This is a genomic window from Marinobacter sp. Arc7-DN-1, from assembly GCF_003441595.1.
In the GTDB taxonomy this organism is placed as follows: domain Bacteria; phylum Pseudomonadota; class Gammaproteobacteria; order Pseudomonadales; family Oleiphilaceae; genus Marinobacter; species Marinobacter metalliresistant.
The window spans coordinates 976,558-990,914 of record NZ_CP031848.1 but is presented as its reverse complement, the minus strand read 5'-3'; the positions used below and the strand labels follow the sequence as shown (position 1 = coordinate 990,914).

Genomic DNA, 14,357 nt, shown 5'->3' with positions numbered 1-14,357 from the left:
GGAGTAAGGTAATGGGTCAGCTTGACCATCTTCTGGAAAAAAACCGGTCCTGGGCAGATGGCATCAAGGCCCAGGACCCCCAGTTTTTCCATCGCCTGTCCAACCAGCAGGCACCGGAATATCTCTGGATTGGCTGTGCGGACAGTCGTGTGCCGGCCAACCAGATTGTCGATCTGCTGCCCGGTGAGCTGTTTGTTCACCGGAACGTGGCCAACGTGGTTGTGCATACGGACTTCAACTGCCTGTCGGTGCTCCAGTTCGCCATTGATGTGCTTAAGGTCAAACACATTCTGGTGGTCGGGCATTACGGTTGTGGTGGCGTGAGAGCGGCACTGCTCAACGAGGGCTTCGGGCTGATAAGCAACTGGTTGCGACATGTGCAGGACGTGCGTGACCGGCACCAGAAGGTGCTGGATACCCTGCCGGATGTGCAGGACCGGGTAGACCGGCTGTGTGAACTGAATGTGGTTGAGCAGGTAGGGCATGTGTGCCAGAACAACATCGTCCAGGAAGCTTGGAAGCGTGGCCAACCGCTGACGGTTCATGGTTTCGTCTATGACGTTGCGGACGGTATTCTCAGGGATATGGGGCTGTCGGTTTCCGGCGAAGAAGGTCTTGAGCGTGTCCGGCAAACCAGCCTGGATGAGTTGGTTTTGAGGCCGGTGCGCTCCGGACGCCAGAAAACCGTCTAGCAGGAAATGTAAAATTGCGTCAAAAATTCGTGATGAGTGTCACTTCCTGACCCTCGGTGTCATCACAGTTGGTCACCTCCCGTTTTGGTAGAGTAACTGCTGCTGTAAGCGAGGAGGTGAACCGTGAAAGAACTGATGCAAAAAGCCCTGACAGCCTTCAGCCATCGTAAGGGTGTCTCCGCCGGGTCAGATGAGCGCGCCCGGGGGCGCAAGCCTTCTGATAACAGGCAGCCCGAGGACTGGGGTATGTCCCCGGAAGATGCTCTCCGTGTGGGCACCGTTGCCCGATACAAGTGACCCTTGCCCGCTGTTATGTGTGTCTGGCCTCCCTCACCAGAGGTGAGGGAATAGCATTTCGATTGAGCTTGGTGATAAGGCGAGTACGACCGGCTTTTTCGCAGGTGCCTCAACTAGTCCGGCATCAGACATTTGCGAAACAATCGTCCGCAAAGTCCGTTCGCTGGTTTCTAAACTTCTCTGTAAGTCAGCGCGTTGTTGCGGTCCGGAACGCAGAAGCTTGAAATATACTTCTTTAGATTCAGGTTTGAGTGGCTTTAAAGTTTCGCCTGTTGATGACAGTAGAGCGCCCCTGTTCCTCATTTCAAAATAATAGTTAATTCTTTCATCCAGTTTTTTCGGTTCGAGAAGTGCCGAAAAATACTTCACCTGGTCAAGCGCAGTATCAAGAAAGTATTCGGTAAACTGGAGAAGTCCCTTGTCCGACAGTATACCCCGGCCGTCTGTAGAGCCTTGTCTTTCCATATCGGCCCGACTCAAAGCCTCGTAATATGCGTCTGTATCTCTTCCAAAGCCACGGCACATTGACCAAAGTCCATAGCCCCCGAGACCTGAGCAATGCATATAATTGTCAGTGAATAGCCTCCCCACACGACCATTTCCATCTAAAAACGGGTGAATCCACATAAACCGATGATGCGCTGCCGCAGCGGCAAAGAGGCGATTAGTTCCATGGATATGTGCTGGATTAAAGACTTTTTCGAACCAGCCCATATATCTGGATATCTCTTGATGCTCGGGAGGAACGTGTTTTCCTACCTTTACGTTTCGGGTTCGAAACTCGCCTGGAGTAATAGGTATGATTTCATCGGTGTCAGGATTTTTTATTTCAAGAAACTTTTTGGGCAGCCCTTGGTAGAACTCTTTATGGACCTCTCTAAAGAATTTGCTGGTGCAGAGGACACCTCTGCCAATTTCCAGGTTTGCTAGCCGGGCTTGTACCTCAATGTGCTGCTTTATTTCGAGCAGGTCATCCGAGGGATCGTTCGCCCCGCCTTCCTCCTGTGCATGCAGTATCTCTGCAGGGTGAGTTGGGTTTCCCTCAATTTTATTGCTATAAAAGGAGTTGACCACCCTAAGTAGTTTGACCATGGGAAGGCGTAGCGATTCCGGGATGTTGGCGTTCAGCGCAGAATCAAGGGTGTAGAGCTCCACTACGGCATCTTGAAGCTTACCGGGAGCGTTTTCTTGCGATACGAAAGGCGTTACTGATGTCATTTGCCGGTATCCAAAACTTTAACTATATGATTTAAAATGAAAATAAATTTCAAATTCGATTATTTTGCCGGTTAATTTGCCGAATTATACGCACGTGAATACACATAGCAAGTGCAGGCACGGCAACACCCTTCCCATTGCGCCTTGGGCTCCATTCCAAGGGCGCGCATGCCGCAAGCCTTCGTTTCCTTTCGTTCTGAAGCCCCCGGGATCTGGCCCGCCATGGGAGACTCGACGGCGCATTCCGGTTAAAGTATCCCGTTTCCGAGCCACCCAAGCGGGATTGTCTGTTCAATGTCTCTACCCAATTCCCACGAAGCCCTGTTGAAGAATCGCCACCTGCTCACAGGGGAGGTGGCCCTGTTGGGTGTTACTTCCGCTGGCCTGTTGTCTGAGCTGTCTGAGTACGGCGGCATGGCCATGAGTGAGCATGCGGGTGTGTGCGAGACTCTGCGGGGGCGGGACAACTGGAAGGTCGCCTTCGGTTACGATGATCCGACCTTTGATGCGGGTGCCTTCAACACCCTTGTGGTGTTTTTGCCAAAGGCTCGGGCCGAACTGGAGTTGCGGCTGGCACTTGCCCGTTGGCTGGCGGCAAAAGGCGCCCGGCTGGTTGTGGTTGGCGAGAAAAAAGAGGGGATTGCCGGGGCTGCCAAACAGTTGAAAGCGGTGGCGCCACTGGCGGCCAAGGTAGACAGTGCCAGGCACTGCCAGGTGTGGTGTGCGGAAGCCGTTGAACCGCTGGCAGAGTTTGAGCTTCAGGAATGGATGAGCTGGACGGGCATGGAATGCGCGGGTATTCACCTGGAGGCCGCCGGGCTACCGGGAATCTTCAGCCAGGGAGAGCTTGACGACGGCACCCGGATGCTGCTCGAAACCCTCAGCGACCACCCACTGCGCGCCAGTTACATTCTCGATTTTGCCTGTGGTGCCGGGGTGATCGGCGCCTGGCTCGATGCCTGGCAAAAGCAAATGGAACAGCCGGCAATCACCGTTGACGGGGTGGATGTGCAGTCCCAGGCCGTGACCTGTGCCCGGGCAACCTATCAGCGTAACGGTGTTTCCGGTGAAATAATGGCGTCGGATGGCCTGACCCGTGTTGAAGGTGTCTGGCCGGCGATACTGAGCAACCCTCCCTTCCACAGCGGCGTGAGAACCGATATGTCCATGACCGAGCGTTTCCTTCGCGAGGTTGCACGCCATCTCCGACCTGGCGGTGAGGTTCGCCTGGTCGCAAACAGTTTCCTGCCCTATGAGCCCCTGATGAAGCGGTGTGTCGGCCCGGTTGAGCGGTTACGGGAAGATCGCCGGTTTACGGTATACCGGGCTTTTCGCCGGCCCTGAATTAAAAAAGCCCCTGGGGTGAGGGGCAAAAGGTTCGCGTCCAGAACAACGGAGCAAACCGGAAAAGGGATGTTCAGCGTGAACATCTGTAACCTTAGGGTTAATTTCTAGAATAATCAGCCTAAAATGGCGACTTTGTGACAAAACGCCCGCAGGATGCCTGAAATGACAACTGCCGAACTGGTTTATGCCGACGGTGAACTGACTCTGAGCCGGCCTGGTACCGACGACCCGACGCTGCGGGCCTGGGATGCGGCAGACGAGCTTCTGCTTGAAGGGTGCCTCAACGCTGCCAATGGTGTTATGGAGCCCAGAGTCCTGATCGTGGATGATCAATATGGTGCCTTGTCACTCGGGCTTTCCGGTCTGTCACCGGTGATCGTTGTCGACAGCGCGACCCTGTTCGCAGCGCTGGATGAGAATGCTTCACTTAATCCTTCCCTGAATGCATCTGGCCAGGTGTACAGCTGGATCAACCCGCCTGAAGGACCGTTCGATCTTGTGGTTATGCGAATTCCGCGGCAGGCGGACTATCTTGCCTGGCTGCTGCGCTGGCTCAATGGCGTAATGGCAGAATCCGGTATCCTGCTGGCTGGAGGCATGATCAAGCACCTTCCGGCCAGAAGCGTTGATATCTTTGCTAAAACCGTGAACACCGAGAAGGTACTGCCGGCACGAAAGAAGGCCCGGGTCATTCGTTGCAGGAAAGGGAGTGAGCTTCCGGGAGATTGGCCGGGGACCTGGAAAGGCTATCTGTTAACCGGGCAGAGCGATCACAAGGTTGAGGCGTTACCCACGGTGTTTGCAAGGGAAAAGCTGGATATCGGTACCCGGCTGCTCCTGCCCCGCGTGGCAGAGGCGGTGAGAAATGCCGAACCCGGTGCACGGGTTCTCGATCTCGCCTGTGGCAACGGTGTGCTTGGCATGACGGCTCTGGCAGAGCGGCAGGATCTGCAGGTGTGCTTCAACGACGTATCGAGCCAGGCGGTGCTCAGCGCCAGCCACAATGTCGAACGGGCATTCCCGGAAGCGGAGGTGGCCTTTGTGCACGCCGACGGTATTGAACCCGGACAGGGAAGATTTGATCTTATACTCCTGAATCCGCCGTTTCACGAAGGAGGCGTGGTTGGCGATCATATCGCCCTGCGCCTGTTCGGGCAGGCCGCCCGACATCTGTCGCCGGGCGGCAGGTTGTTGATGGTCGGAAACCGCCATCTGGGCTATCACCGCAGCCTGCGCCGGTATTTCTCATCTATACATCAGCTGGATGCCAGCCCTAAGTTCGTGGTCTTCCGGGCTGGCAATCGCTGACAGACCGGGCTGGTTAAAGGGTGGGTGCCGGACCGTCATAGCCCAGTCGTGCCAGGGTATCCACGATGGTCTGGGTCTGGCTGTCTATTTCAATATTCACCTGCTGGCCTTCCTGAACCGAGGCAAAGGTTGTGGCCCTGAGGGTTTCCGGAATCAGGTGGACACTGAACCGGTTGCCCCGGGCTTCGCCAATGGTCAGGCTGGCGCCGTTAATGGCAATGTAGCCCTTGGGGAAAAGGTAGCGGGCCCACTCATCAGGCACTTCAAACCACAGGGTGACATTGTTCTCCGGGCGCAGGATTTCCACGATCTTTGCGGTGGTATGAATGTGACCGGACAGCAGGTGCCCGCCAATCTCATCCCCGATACGGGCGGCGCGTTCGAAATTTACCGGGTCCCCGGCTTTCAGATGCCCCAGTGTGGTCAGTTTCAGGGTTTCCTGCATGGCGTCGAAGCAGAGCGCGCTGCCTTCATGGCGCGTTACGGTCAGGCAGGTGCCATTGATGGCCACGGAAGCTCCGATAGAGACACCGTCGAGTTTATCCTCCGGGAAACGGACAATATAGGTGCTAAGACCGGGTTCGGCAGTGACCTCTTCAATGGTTGCGACTCCCTGAACAATGCCTGTGAACATAACCTGACCTCATAAAATGGTGTGCGGCTGCCGGTTTGGCAGGAGCGCACAGGATAGCGAGCGGACCGCCCGGTGCCAAGGCGGCGGTAAAGGATTCAAGAATCCGGTTTGATGGTCGATACTTGTTAAAACCGTCTTTATTCCGGACAACCTGTCATGGCCGAAAACCAGAGCAAAGCCACGCAAGCAGATGCGCCCGCCCAGGCTCCTGTGCTGCGGCCCGGCCGGGCAGCGGATCCTGTGCCCGCGGCGGCGCCCACCGACGCCCAGCCTTCAGTCCCGGCGCCTGCCCTGACCGGAACGGTAGGCGTCACAAAGCCCGGGGAGGGTTCAGGCGCTGCCGTTGCCCCCGATTCCAGGGCCGGCGAGGGTGGTGATAAAACCGATGGCAGTACAGAGCGGGTGGTGGCGGAGTCGAGGCAACGCAAACTGAGGCTGATGCTGCGGCAGTGCGACCGTGTTCTGTTGATGGATTTCGACCTGCTGGCGATGAATGACTGGCCCGACAACTACACTCTGGCCGAGGCGCGCCGAAGCCGGGACCTGTGGCTTTTCAGTGCGCTGCTTGCCGCGGTCGTCTTTCTCGGCGGCTTGACCGGGGTTGTGCCGGCCTGGATCGCGGGTGGCGGTTTCGGGGTCTTTGTGATGATCCTGCTGCTCGGAATGCCCGCTGTTCGTCGAATCTACACGTCGAAACCGTCCTACCTGGATTTCCTTGTCACCCGTCAGCGGATGCTTCGGGAGGCCAGGCGGCATGCGGCGCATCTGGAAGGCGCCGACGGGCTGATATGGCAGTGTGCGCAGATGTCCGATTTTAATCCGGCTCTCAGGAATTCGCGTTTCAGTCATTTGCTGAGACTGTCTGAGAGCCGCATTCTCCCCCGTCAGCTTACCCGGCGGGAGTACGTGCGCCTGTATCTGATATACCTGCTGGAGGCGGAGAAGGCCTACAGCCGGGTTCAGAGGGCATTTTTTGAGGGCAATCAGAAAGCCATTGACCATGGCTGGCAGGATGTTGCGGCGGAACCAGCGCCCAGAACTTGACATAACTGCGCCTCAAACGTATGTTTCAAACAGACGTTTGCTAGAGGCATTGAAAACAAAATGGCACAGTCTGATACCGTTGACCGGATTCTCGATGCAGCCGAAGAGCTGTTCGCCGACCGGGGTTTTTCAGAAACCTCGCTCCGCATGATTACCAGCAAGGCTAAAGTAAATCTGGCCGCTGTCAATTACCATTTTGGTTCAAAAAACGCTCTGATTCATGCCGTTTTCGCGCGTTTTCTGACGCCGTTTTCCGCAACTCTTGAAAGCGCGTTCGACGAACTTGAGGAGCGCTGTGCGGGCAAGCCGCCAACATTGAATCAGACGCTCTGGGCCCTGACGGAAAGCGCGGTACGAATGCCCCAGCGGAACGAGAAGGGTATTTCCATCTTCATGCGCCTGCTGGGCCTCGCCTACACCCAGTCCCAGGGGCATCTCCGGAAGTTTCTGGAGCAGGAATACAGCGAGCCGTTCGGCCGTTTCATGCGTCTTCTCAAGGAAGCAACGCCGCAGTTGTCTTCGGTCGACCGGTACTGGCGCATTCAGTTCATGCTCGGAGCAACCGCGTTCACCATGTCCAGCAGTGACGCCCTGCGCGATATCCTGCAGAACAAGCTGGGTGTTGAAACCACCGTTCAGGAAATTGCCGCCCGGCTGGTGCCCTTCCTGGCCGCCGGCATGCAGGCAGAAGACGCCATGCTGATTCCCTCGTCTGGCAGCAAGGTCTCGGTTGCCTGAGTTCCTGCCTCTCGGTTAGGCTTCCCTCCTGAACCCACAAGGGAGCCTGGCCAGTGCTGATTCATTCCACTGCAGCGCGAATCGATATTGATCTGACCCTTCAGCTCCTCAGGCTTGTCACCGGAGATGGGCAGGTTCTTGCCTCCTATCCGGTGTCCACGGCACTGAACGGCCCCGGTGAGCGGGATGGCAGTGGCTGCACCCCGAGGGGTGAACACTATATCCGTGCCCGTATTGGTGCCGGACTTCCAGCCGGGACGGTGTTCCGTGGCCGGCGTCCGACCGGCGAGATCTACAGTCCCGGGCTTGCCCTGGAGCACCCCGGCCGGGACTGGATTCTAAGCCGGATTCTCTGGCTGTGCGGTCGTGAATGGGGAAAAAACCGGGGGCCGGGTGTCGATACTTTCCGTCGCTTCATATACATTCACGGCACACCAGACAGCGAGCCCATGGGGGTGCCGCTGTCCCATGGCTGTGTCCGGATGCGGAACGCCCACATTCTTGAACTGTTCGAACGTGTTGGGCCGGGTGCAGCCGTTTACATCCATTAAACCTTTTTTTGTCAGAGGGATCCGATGATCGGGGATTTTAAGGCCATCGTGAATGGCTGGATCGAGAATTTCGGGCTGCTCTCGGAAAGCTGGCGTGTTGGTATTGTTGTGTTTGCGCTGGTATTCGGAACAGCGGCGGTGGCGTATGTCGCCAGTCATATCGTCGGTGCGCTGGAGCGAAAATTCAGTAAAACCAGTAACCTTTGGGACGACGCACTGCTTCATGCCGCACGCAAGCCTGTCGTCGCGTTTGTCTGGGTACAAGGCGTATACTGGGCTGCCGAGGTCGCTCACCGGTATTCGCAGGCCGAAATTTTCAAGGCCAATGACTCAATGCTCCAGCTGGGTTTCGTGTTCGTGCTGGTCTGGGCGGTACTTCGCCTGATCAAGGAAGGCGAGGGGATTCTCGCTTCTCCCGTGAAGATGAAACAGCCCATGGACTACACCACTGTGAATGCGGTGAGCAAGTTATCCAGGGCCGTGGTCATAATTACCGCCGTTCTGATTGCAATGCAGTCTCTGGGGTACAGCATCTCCGGGGTGCTGGCGTTTGGCGGCGTGGGTGGCATTGCCGTCGGCTTTGCCGCCAAGGATCTGCTGGCGAATTTCTTCGGCGGTTTTATCATTCACCTGGACCGCCCGTTCAAGGTGGGGGACTGGGTGCGCTCGCCGGACCGCAACATTGAAGGCACGGTTGAGCATATTGGCTGGCGGCTGACTACTATCCGGACTTTTGACAAACGCCCGTTGTATGTGCCGAACGCAACCTTTACAACCATTGCGGTCGAGAATCCCTCGCGGATGACCAACCGCAGGATCTCGGAAACCATTGGTATCCGGTATGCCGACGTCAGCCAGATGGCCACCATCGTTGCCGATATCAGGGCCATGCTGGAGCAGCATGACGATATTGACAGCAAGCAGACATTGATCGTCAATTTCCTCGCTTTTAATGCCTCGTCGCTGGATATCATGGTGTATACCTTCACCAAGACAACCCAGTGGGTTCGTTTTCAGGAAGTGAAACAGGATGTGTTGCTGAAAATCAGCGACGTTATTGAGAGCCATGGTGCCGAAGTGGCGTTCCCGACAAGGACACTGCATCTTCCGGACGGCGTTCGGCTAACCGGGTCGCAGACCGATGAGTCCCGCGATCAGGGCGCCGGTTCATCGTCTGCAAAAAGTGCGGAGAAATCACGGCATCGCCAGACAACGGGAGATGCAGACGATTCAGGAGATTCAGAATGACGTCACCGGAGAAAATTCATCCCGTCGGCATTATCGGTGGCACCGGGCTGACAACCTTGTCGGGCCTGGAGGTTACCGGCGAAAAGCAGGTCGGGACATTCTGGGGTATGCCATCGGCGCCACTGGTTGAAGGGCGACTGGGAGACCAGCCGGTCATATTCCTGTCCCGCCATGGCAATCCGCACCGCATTTCGCCGCATCAGGTGAATTACCGGGCCAATCTGCGGGCCCTGTATGATGCCGGCGTCAGAACGGTGGTTGGTGTCAACGCTGTGGGCGGGATTCACAAGGACATGGGGCCTGCTCACGTGGTCATTCCCGATCAGATTATTGACTATACCTGGGGGCGTGCCAATACCTTCTTCGAGGGCGATCTGGCGTCAGTGACCCACATTGATTTCACCTGGCCCTACGATGAGAGTGCCCGCCAGATCCTGATTGATTCCGCCGGCGCCGAGGACGTGCCGTTCTCGGGTTTCGGGGTTTACGGCGCAACCCAGGGTCCGAGGCTGGAAACGGCGGCTGAGATCATCCGCATGGAGCGGGACGGCTGCGATCTGGTGGGTATGACAGGCATGCCGGAAGCGGTGCTGGCAGCCGAACTGGGGATGCGCTATGTCTGTCTCGGGCTGGTGGTGAACCGGGCGGCCGGCAAGTCCGACCACGTCATTACCATGGCGGAGATCGAAGACGCCATTGAGCGGGGGATGTCCGGGGTCAGGCGGATCCTTGAGGTCTCAATGGCCGGTCTTGGTGTGCTTACTCCGTTGCCTCAATCTTCTTGAAGAACACCAGGACGCCGATGGTGGGGGAGTCCAGGAAGTGGACTTCCTCGCTCCGCATCCGGCGTGTTTCCCGAATCCAGGTGAGCAATTCCAGAGGTACAGATTCGGCCCTCAGGGCTTGCGGTTGAACGGCCGGATCGCCTGCTGAGGTTGTGGCCGGGTTTTCGCCTCCGGGCGGGGGCGCCTCTTCCGTGGATGCATCCGGGATTTCTCCGGCCGCGGGCTCATCAAGCGCCGGCCGGGCATCTTCCGCAGTCTGCCAGTGGTTCAGGTGAACACCTACATGGAGATAGCGCTGGCGGTCGATGGTGATGTGGCCTTCCACCTCCCGGGTTCCCGCGCCTTCAATCCAGTCTCCTGCCTCAATCCTCAGAGGAGTGCCTTCATAATCCGGCGGAAAGGCTTCGTACCAGCCGGCGCTGACCAGTACGCGGTATCTGCCGCTGCGCTCCAGGCGTTTGGCTGCGTTTGCAAGGTACAGATCGTTCCGGGGTGCCAGGTTCAGAGTGGTTTCCGTTGATCCGTCCTGAAGCACCGACCAGAGTACCTGGTCGGTTTCGACCGGTGGCTCCACGCTACGACCCGACATTTTTTCATTCACCGCTTCAGGCTCGACAATCCGCTCAAGAATCACGAATTCTGCACGGTAATAGTCCTCTGGAATCGGTTTGCCCGGTTCCAGTGGCAAACTGGCGCGCTCAGGTTGCTGGGCAGTGCCAGTGGTTGAAACAGTCAACAGGAGCGCTGCCAGAAAGGCCCGTGTCGCGTATCGGTTCCAGCGAGTTCCATCAATCTGCAAGGGTCGTACTCCACATGTTGATCGGGCGTTCATGAGCCGGATGCGCCGTGTTTGGCAGGTTCCAGTTCGTCAAGCATCCGGGAAATGCCGTCGAGTTTACCATCGGTTGTGGCATCCTTCAGCCGAAAACGGAAGCTGTTGGCCCCTTCAAGCCGGTACTGGTCCGGCCCGGATTGCACTTTTTTAACCAGTACCAACGGGTCTACCGGCGTCGAGCTGCCAAATTCCAGGCGCGCCCATTCCTTGCCGGCATCGACTTTCACGATACCCAGGGCCTCTGCCTCGAGCCGAAGCCCGGTCTGGCGGATCAGGTTCCTGGCCGGATCCGGTAATAATCCGAACCGGTCAATCATCTCAACCTGAAGTTCTTTTAATGCTTCGTTGTTATCCACGCTGGCAATTCGCTTGTACAGCATCAGCCGGTTATGGACGTCCGGCAGGTAATCCTCCGGAATCAGGGCAGGAATACGCAGATTCATTTCGGTGCCGTGGCTCAGGGGCAGATCGGCATTTGGCGTCCGGCCCTCACGAATGGCCTTGACGGCCTCATCCAGCAGCTGCATGTACAGCGTAAAGCCGATGCTTTCGATCTGGCCGCTCTGTTCCTCTCCGAGCAACTCGCCAGCGCCCCGGATTTCCAGGTCGTGGGTGGCCAGCATGAAACCGGCACCCAGGTCCTGTGCTTCCGAGATGGCCTCCAGACGCTTTTTGGCGTCCGCGGTGATGGATTTCGGCGGCGGCGTCAGCAGGTAGGCATAGGCCTGGTGGTGCGAGCGACCCACGCGGCCACGCAACTGATGCAGCTGCGCCAGGCCGAACTTGTCGGCCCGCTCGATGATAATGGTGTTGGCGCTGGGAATGTCGATGCCGGTTTCGACAATGGTGGTGCACACCAGCACATTGAAGCGCTTGTGGTAGAAATCCGACATGATCTGTTCCAGGTCCCGTTCCCGCATCTGGCCATGGGCCACACCCACCCGGGCTTCGGGAATCAGCGACCGGAGGTCCTGAGCGGTTTTTTCAATGGTCGCCACATCGTTATGGAGGAAGTACACCTGGCCGCCCCGGAGTATTTCCCGGAGGATGGCTTCCTTGACCATGGGGTTGTCCCGCTGGCGGACAAAGGTCTTCACCGACAGGCGCCGGGCCGGCGGTGTGGCGATGATCGACAGATCCCTCAGGTGTCCCATGGCCATGTTCAGCGTACGCGGAATCGGCGTCGCGGTGAGAGTGAGCATGTCGACTTCCGCCCGCAGGGCCTTGAGTTTTTCCTTCTGCTGCACGCCGAAACGATGTTCTTCGTCGATGATCACCAGCCCGAGGTTTTTGAACCGGATATCGCCCTGAAGGAGTTTATGGGTGCCGATCACGATGTCGGCCTTGCCATTTCCAATGGCTTCCATTGCCTTGCTGGTCTGGCCGGACGAGCGGAAGCGGCTGAGCAGTTCCACCTGTACGGCCGTGTCTGAGAACCGGTCCCGGAACGACTCATAGTGTTGCTGTGCCAGCAGGGTGGTTGGCACCAGGACGGCCACCTGTTTGCCGGACCAGGTCGCCATAAAAGCGGCCCGCATGGCCACTTCGGTTTTGCCAAAGCCGACGTCACCACAGACAAGGCGGTCCATCGGGCGTTCACTGGTCATGTCTTCAATAACGGACTGAATGGCGACCTGCTGGTCCGGGGTCTCCTCGAAGGGGAAGCCGGCGGCAAAGGCCCGGTAGGCCTCTTTCGGATCTTCAAAGCTGAAGCCCTTGCGGGCCTCCCGGCGGGCGTAGACATCCAGAAGTTCCGCTGCGGTGTCGCGGATTTTCTCCAGCGCTTTCTGTTTGGTTGTGCTCCAGCGATCCGTGCCGAGTTTGTGCAGCGGGGCATGCTCGGTGTCGTTACCGGCATAGCGGGAAATCAGGTGAAGACTGGACACCGGCACATAGAGTTTTGAGCCGCCGGCATATTCCAGCATCAGAAATTCGCTGGCTTCGTCTTCAACAGTAATGGTTTCCAGGCCCCGGTAGCGACCGACACCATGGTCGATGTGGACCACTGGAGCACCGATGCGCAGCTCTGACAGGTCCCGGAAACCGGTATCATCGGTTTGTGTCGGTTTTTCCCGGCGCCGTCTTTGCAGCACCCGCTCTCCGAAGAGCGCGGTTTCGGTAATCAGCGCAAGGGAGTGCTCCGGGAGCAGGAGCCCTTGCTCCATCGGGGCAATGGTAATGCCCAGCGGACATCCGTTGTTCTCCAGAAACGCCTGCCAGTTGGCAAGGGTTTCAAGCTCAAGGCCCTGGTCTCCAAGGTTTTCAATCAGGGCCTCACGCCGGCCGGATGATTCCGCGCAGATCAGCACCCGGCCACTGAATTCCCGGAGAAACCGCTTCAGGCGGCCGGCAGGATCAGCGGCGCGACCGTCCATGGCAATGTCTGGCAGGGTTTGACTGGGGCAGTTGAACGATCCGGCGGCGTCCGAGGTTTCAGACGATATCGATACCCGCGGGAACGCCTTCAGGTGACCAAACAGTTCATCCTGCTGCAGGAACAGGAGGCCGGGCGGCAGGATTGGTCGTAAGCGGTCGTGGCGGCGGTCCTCGTACCGGTTCCGGGTTTCGGAGTCGAAGTGGCTGACGGCTTCGTTCAGTTCAGCGGCGGTAAATACATGGGTTGTGCCCGGCAGGTAATCGAACAGAGTAGCTGTTTGGTCGAAGAACAGGGGCAGGTAGTACTCAATCCCTGGTGGTGTAATGCCGTGGGTCACATCCTGATAAATGGGCGTGTCTTTGCCCGAATTGGGGAACTGCTCGAACCAGCGGCTGCGGAATCCGGAACGGGCTTCCTTGTGCCAGGGGAACTCATACGCGGGCAGCAGTTCGATGTGGTCTATACGATCGATCGAGCGCTGGGTCTCCGGGTCGAAGGTCCTGAGCGTTTCAATCTCATCATCGAACAGGTCGATCCGGTAGGGCTGGCCGGCACCCATGGGAAAGATGTCGAGGATCGAGCCACGAACGGCATACTCCCCATGCTCATAGACGTTTTCCGCGTGCCGGTATCCTGCGGCTTCCAGCTGCATTCGCCAGCTGTCGATGTCCAGGGACTGGCCGACTTCCAGCACAAGTGTGTTGCCCTGGAGATAGCTGACCGGGGGCAGCCTGTGCATGAGCGTTCGTGCCGGTACGACGAGCACGCCGTGGCTGGTTGACGGCAGCCGGTGCAAGGTGCGGATACGCCTGGAAGTAATGTCCTGGTGCGGCGAAAACAGGTCGTAGGGCAGGGTTTCCCAGTCTGGCAATGACAGCAGTTCCAGTCCATCCTCGCTGACTGCCGGGCCATCTTCCCCGGCGTCCAGGCCAAGGAAAAAGCGCATGGCCTGCTCCAGGCGAATGGCATCGTCGGTGCTGCGGGTGATGACCAGCGTCAGGCCCTTGTGGGCGCGGGCACTTTCACAGATGGCCAGCGCGTCACTGCTGCCGTGCAATTGGCCCCATATGCGATGATTGGCCGGCCGGGTTGGAAATTCCGGGGCAATCATGATCCGGGATGACGGGTGGGTGGTTGCACCTTGGCTCATGGGCAGTCTGGTTCTCCTGCTGTGGATGTCCGGGAGGCGGCGAGCCGCGTATTCTAACGCCCGCGGATGACGCTGTCATGGCGGCTGCGGCTGGCGAGCCCCCGTGTTCCGGGTGAAAGGGGGTGTCTACGAA

The 14,357-nt window shown here is 57.9% G+C and carries 13 protein-coding genes; 9 read left to right on the top strand and 4 right to left on the bottom strand.

The window, feature by feature from the left end; genetic code table 11:
- The first annotated feature begins 11 nt into the window (after positions 1 to 11).
- Both can and D0851_RS20160 read left to right on the top strand, forming a co-directional pair.
- Positions 12 to 692 (top strand): carbonate dehydratase, encoded by a 681-nt coding sequence (gene can, locus D0851_RS04585; RefSeq protein WP_117617563.1) that lies wholly within the window; start codon positions 12 to 14, stop codon positions 690 to 692.
- A 123-nt stretch (positions 693 to 815) separates the two neighbouring features.
- On the top strand, positions 816 to 989 hold the full coding sequence (locus tag D0851_RS20160; RefSeq protein ID WP_162893688.1) for a hypothetical protein: 174 nt from the start codon (positions 816 to 818) through the stop codon (positions 987 to 989).
- A gap of 33 nt (positions 990 to 1,022) precedes the next feature.
- Here the strand turns inward: D0851_RS20160 and D0851_RS04580 are convergent, their stop codons facing one another.
- Positions 1,023 to 2,207 (bottom strand): Fic family protein, encoded by a 1,185-nt coding sequence (locus tag D0851_RS04580; protein WP_117617562.1) that lies wholly within the window; start codon positions 2,205 to 2,207, stop codon positions 1,023 to 1,025.
- A gap of 294 nt (positions 2,208 to 2,501) precedes the next feature.
- On the opposite strand from D0851_RS04580, the gene D0851_RS04575 reads away from it, so the two are divergent.
- Both D0851_RS04575 and D0851_RS04570 read left to right on the top strand, forming a co-directional pair.
- Complete coding sequence (locus D0851_RS04575; protein WP_117617561.1) at positions 2,502 to 3,551, top strand: class I SAM-dependent methyltransferase; 1,050 nt, start codon at positions 2,502 to 2,504, stop codon at positions 3,549 to 3,551.
- Positions 3,552 to 3,716: 165 nt separating this feature from the next.
- Positions 3,717 to 4,862, top strand: coding sequence for a class I SAM-dependent methyltransferase (locus D0851_RS04570; RefSeq protein ID WP_117617560.1), 1,146 nt, complete (start codon positions 3,717 to 3,719; stop codon positions 4,860 to 4,862).
- A 13-nt stretch (positions 4,863 to 4,875) separates the two neighbouring features.
- Here D0851_RS04570 and D0851_RS04565 read toward each other — a convergent pair whose 3' ends face one another.
- A complete protein-coding gene (locus D0851_RS04565; RefSeq protein ID WP_117617559.1) occupies positions 4,876 to 5,496 on the bottom strand; it encodes a riboflavin synthase subunit alpha in 621 nt (206 codons plus the stop codon).
- 156 nt (positions 5,497 to 5,652) lie between these two features.
- Between D0851_RS04565 and D0851_RS04560 the strand changes: the two genes are divergently transcribed.
- From D0851_RS04560 to D0851_RS04540, 5 genes are all read left to right on the top strand, one after another.
- Positions 5,653 to 6,540 carry a hypothetical protein gene (locus D0851_RS04560; protein ID WP_117617558.1) on the top strand — a complete coding sequence of 296 codons (888 nt, stop codon included), beginning with the start codon at positions 5,653 to 5,655 and terminating at the stop codon, positions 6,538 to 6,540.
- A 60-nt stretch (positions 6,541 to 6,600) separates the two neighbouring features.
- Entirely contained in the window at positions 6,601 to 7,278 is a 678-nt protein-coding gene (locus tag D0851_RS04555) for a TetR/AcrR family transcriptional regulator (protein ID WP_117617557.1), read from the top strand.
- Between the two features lie 86 nt (positions 7,279 to 7,364).
- Entirely contained in the window at positions 7,365 to 7,829 is a 465-nt protein-coding gene (locus D0851_RS04550) for a L,D-transpeptidase (RefSeq protein ID WP_264756477.1), read from the top strand.
- A gap of 24 nt (positions 7,830 to 7,853) precedes the next feature.
- Positions 7,854 to 9,077 (top strand): mechanosensitive ion channel family protein, encoded by a 1,224-nt coding sequence (locus tag D0851_RS04545; protein ID WP_117617556.1) that lies wholly within the window; start codon positions 7,854 to 7,856, stop codon positions 9,075 to 9,077.
- Positions 9,074 to 9,862, top strand: coding sequence for an S-methyl-5'-thioinosine phosphorylase (locus D0851_RS04540; protein WP_117617555.1), 789 nt, complete (start codon positions 9,074 to 9,076; stop codon positions 9,860 to 9,862). The genes D0851_RS04545 and D0851_RS04540 overlap by 4 nt, the downstream gene beginning before the upstream one ends.
- Here the strand turns inward: D0851_RS04540 and D0851_RS04535 are convergent.
- Both D0851_RS04535 and mfd read right to left on the bottom strand, forming a co-directional pair.
- Positions 9,837 to 10,661 (bottom strand): CsiV family protein, encoded by an 825-nt coding sequence (locus D0851_RS04535; RefSeq protein ID WP_162893687.1) that lies wholly within the window; start codon positions 10,659 to 10,661, stop codon positions 9,837 to 9,839. The genes D0851_RS04540 and D0851_RS04535 overlap by 26 nt on opposite strands.
- Before the next feature lie 29 nt (positions 10,662 to 10,690).
- Positions 10,691 to 14,224: a transcription-repair coupling factor gene (gene mfd / locus D0851_RS04530; protein ID WP_117617553.1), complete on the bottom strand. Its 3,534-nt coding sequence runs from the start codon at positions 14,222 to 14,224 to the stop codon at positions 10,691 to 10,693.
- Positions 14,225 to 14,357 lie beyond the last annotated feature (133 nt).

Bases quoted from the DNA above. Each gene is read 5' to 3' on its own strand.
- can (WP_117617563.1), top strand. From the start codon at position 12: ATGGGTCAGCTTGACCATCTTCTGGAAAAAAACCGGTCCTGGGCAGAT.
- D0851_RS04580 (WP_117617562.1), bottom strand. From the start codon at position 2,207: ATGACATCAGTAACGCCTTTCGTATCGCAAGAAAACGCTCCCGGTAAG.
- D0851_RS04575 (WP_117617561.1), top strand. From the start codon at position 2,502: ATGTCTCTACCCAATTCCCACGAAGCCCTGTTGAAGAATCGCCACCTG.
- D0851_RS04570 (WP_117617560.1), top strand. From the start codon at position 3,717: ATGACAACTGCCGAACTGGTTTATGCCGACGGTGAACTGACTCTGAGC.
- D0851_RS04565 (WP_117617559.1), bottom strand. From the start codon at position 5,496: ATGTTCACAGGCATTGTTCAGGGAGTCGCAACCATTGAAGAGGTCACT.
- D0851_RS04560 (WP_117617558.1), top strand. From the start codon at position 5,653: ATGGCCGAAAACCAGAGCAAAGCCACGCAAGCAGATGCGCCCGCCCAG.
- D0851_RS04555 (WP_117617557.1), top strand. From the start codon at position 6,601: ATGGCACAGTCTGATACCGTTGACCGGATTCTCGATGCAGCCGAAGAG.
- D0851_RS04545 (WP_117617556.1), top strand. From the start codon at position 7,854: ATGATCGGGGATTTTAAGGCCATCGTGAATGGCTGGATCGAGAATTTC.
- D0851_RS04540 (WP_117617555.1), top strand. From the start codon at position 9,074: ATGACGTCACCGGAGAAAATTCATCCCGTCGGCATTATCGGTGGCACC.
- mfd (WP_117617553.1), bottom strand. From the start codon at position 14,224: ATGAGCCAAGGTGCAACCACCCACCCGTCATCCCGGATCATGATTGCC.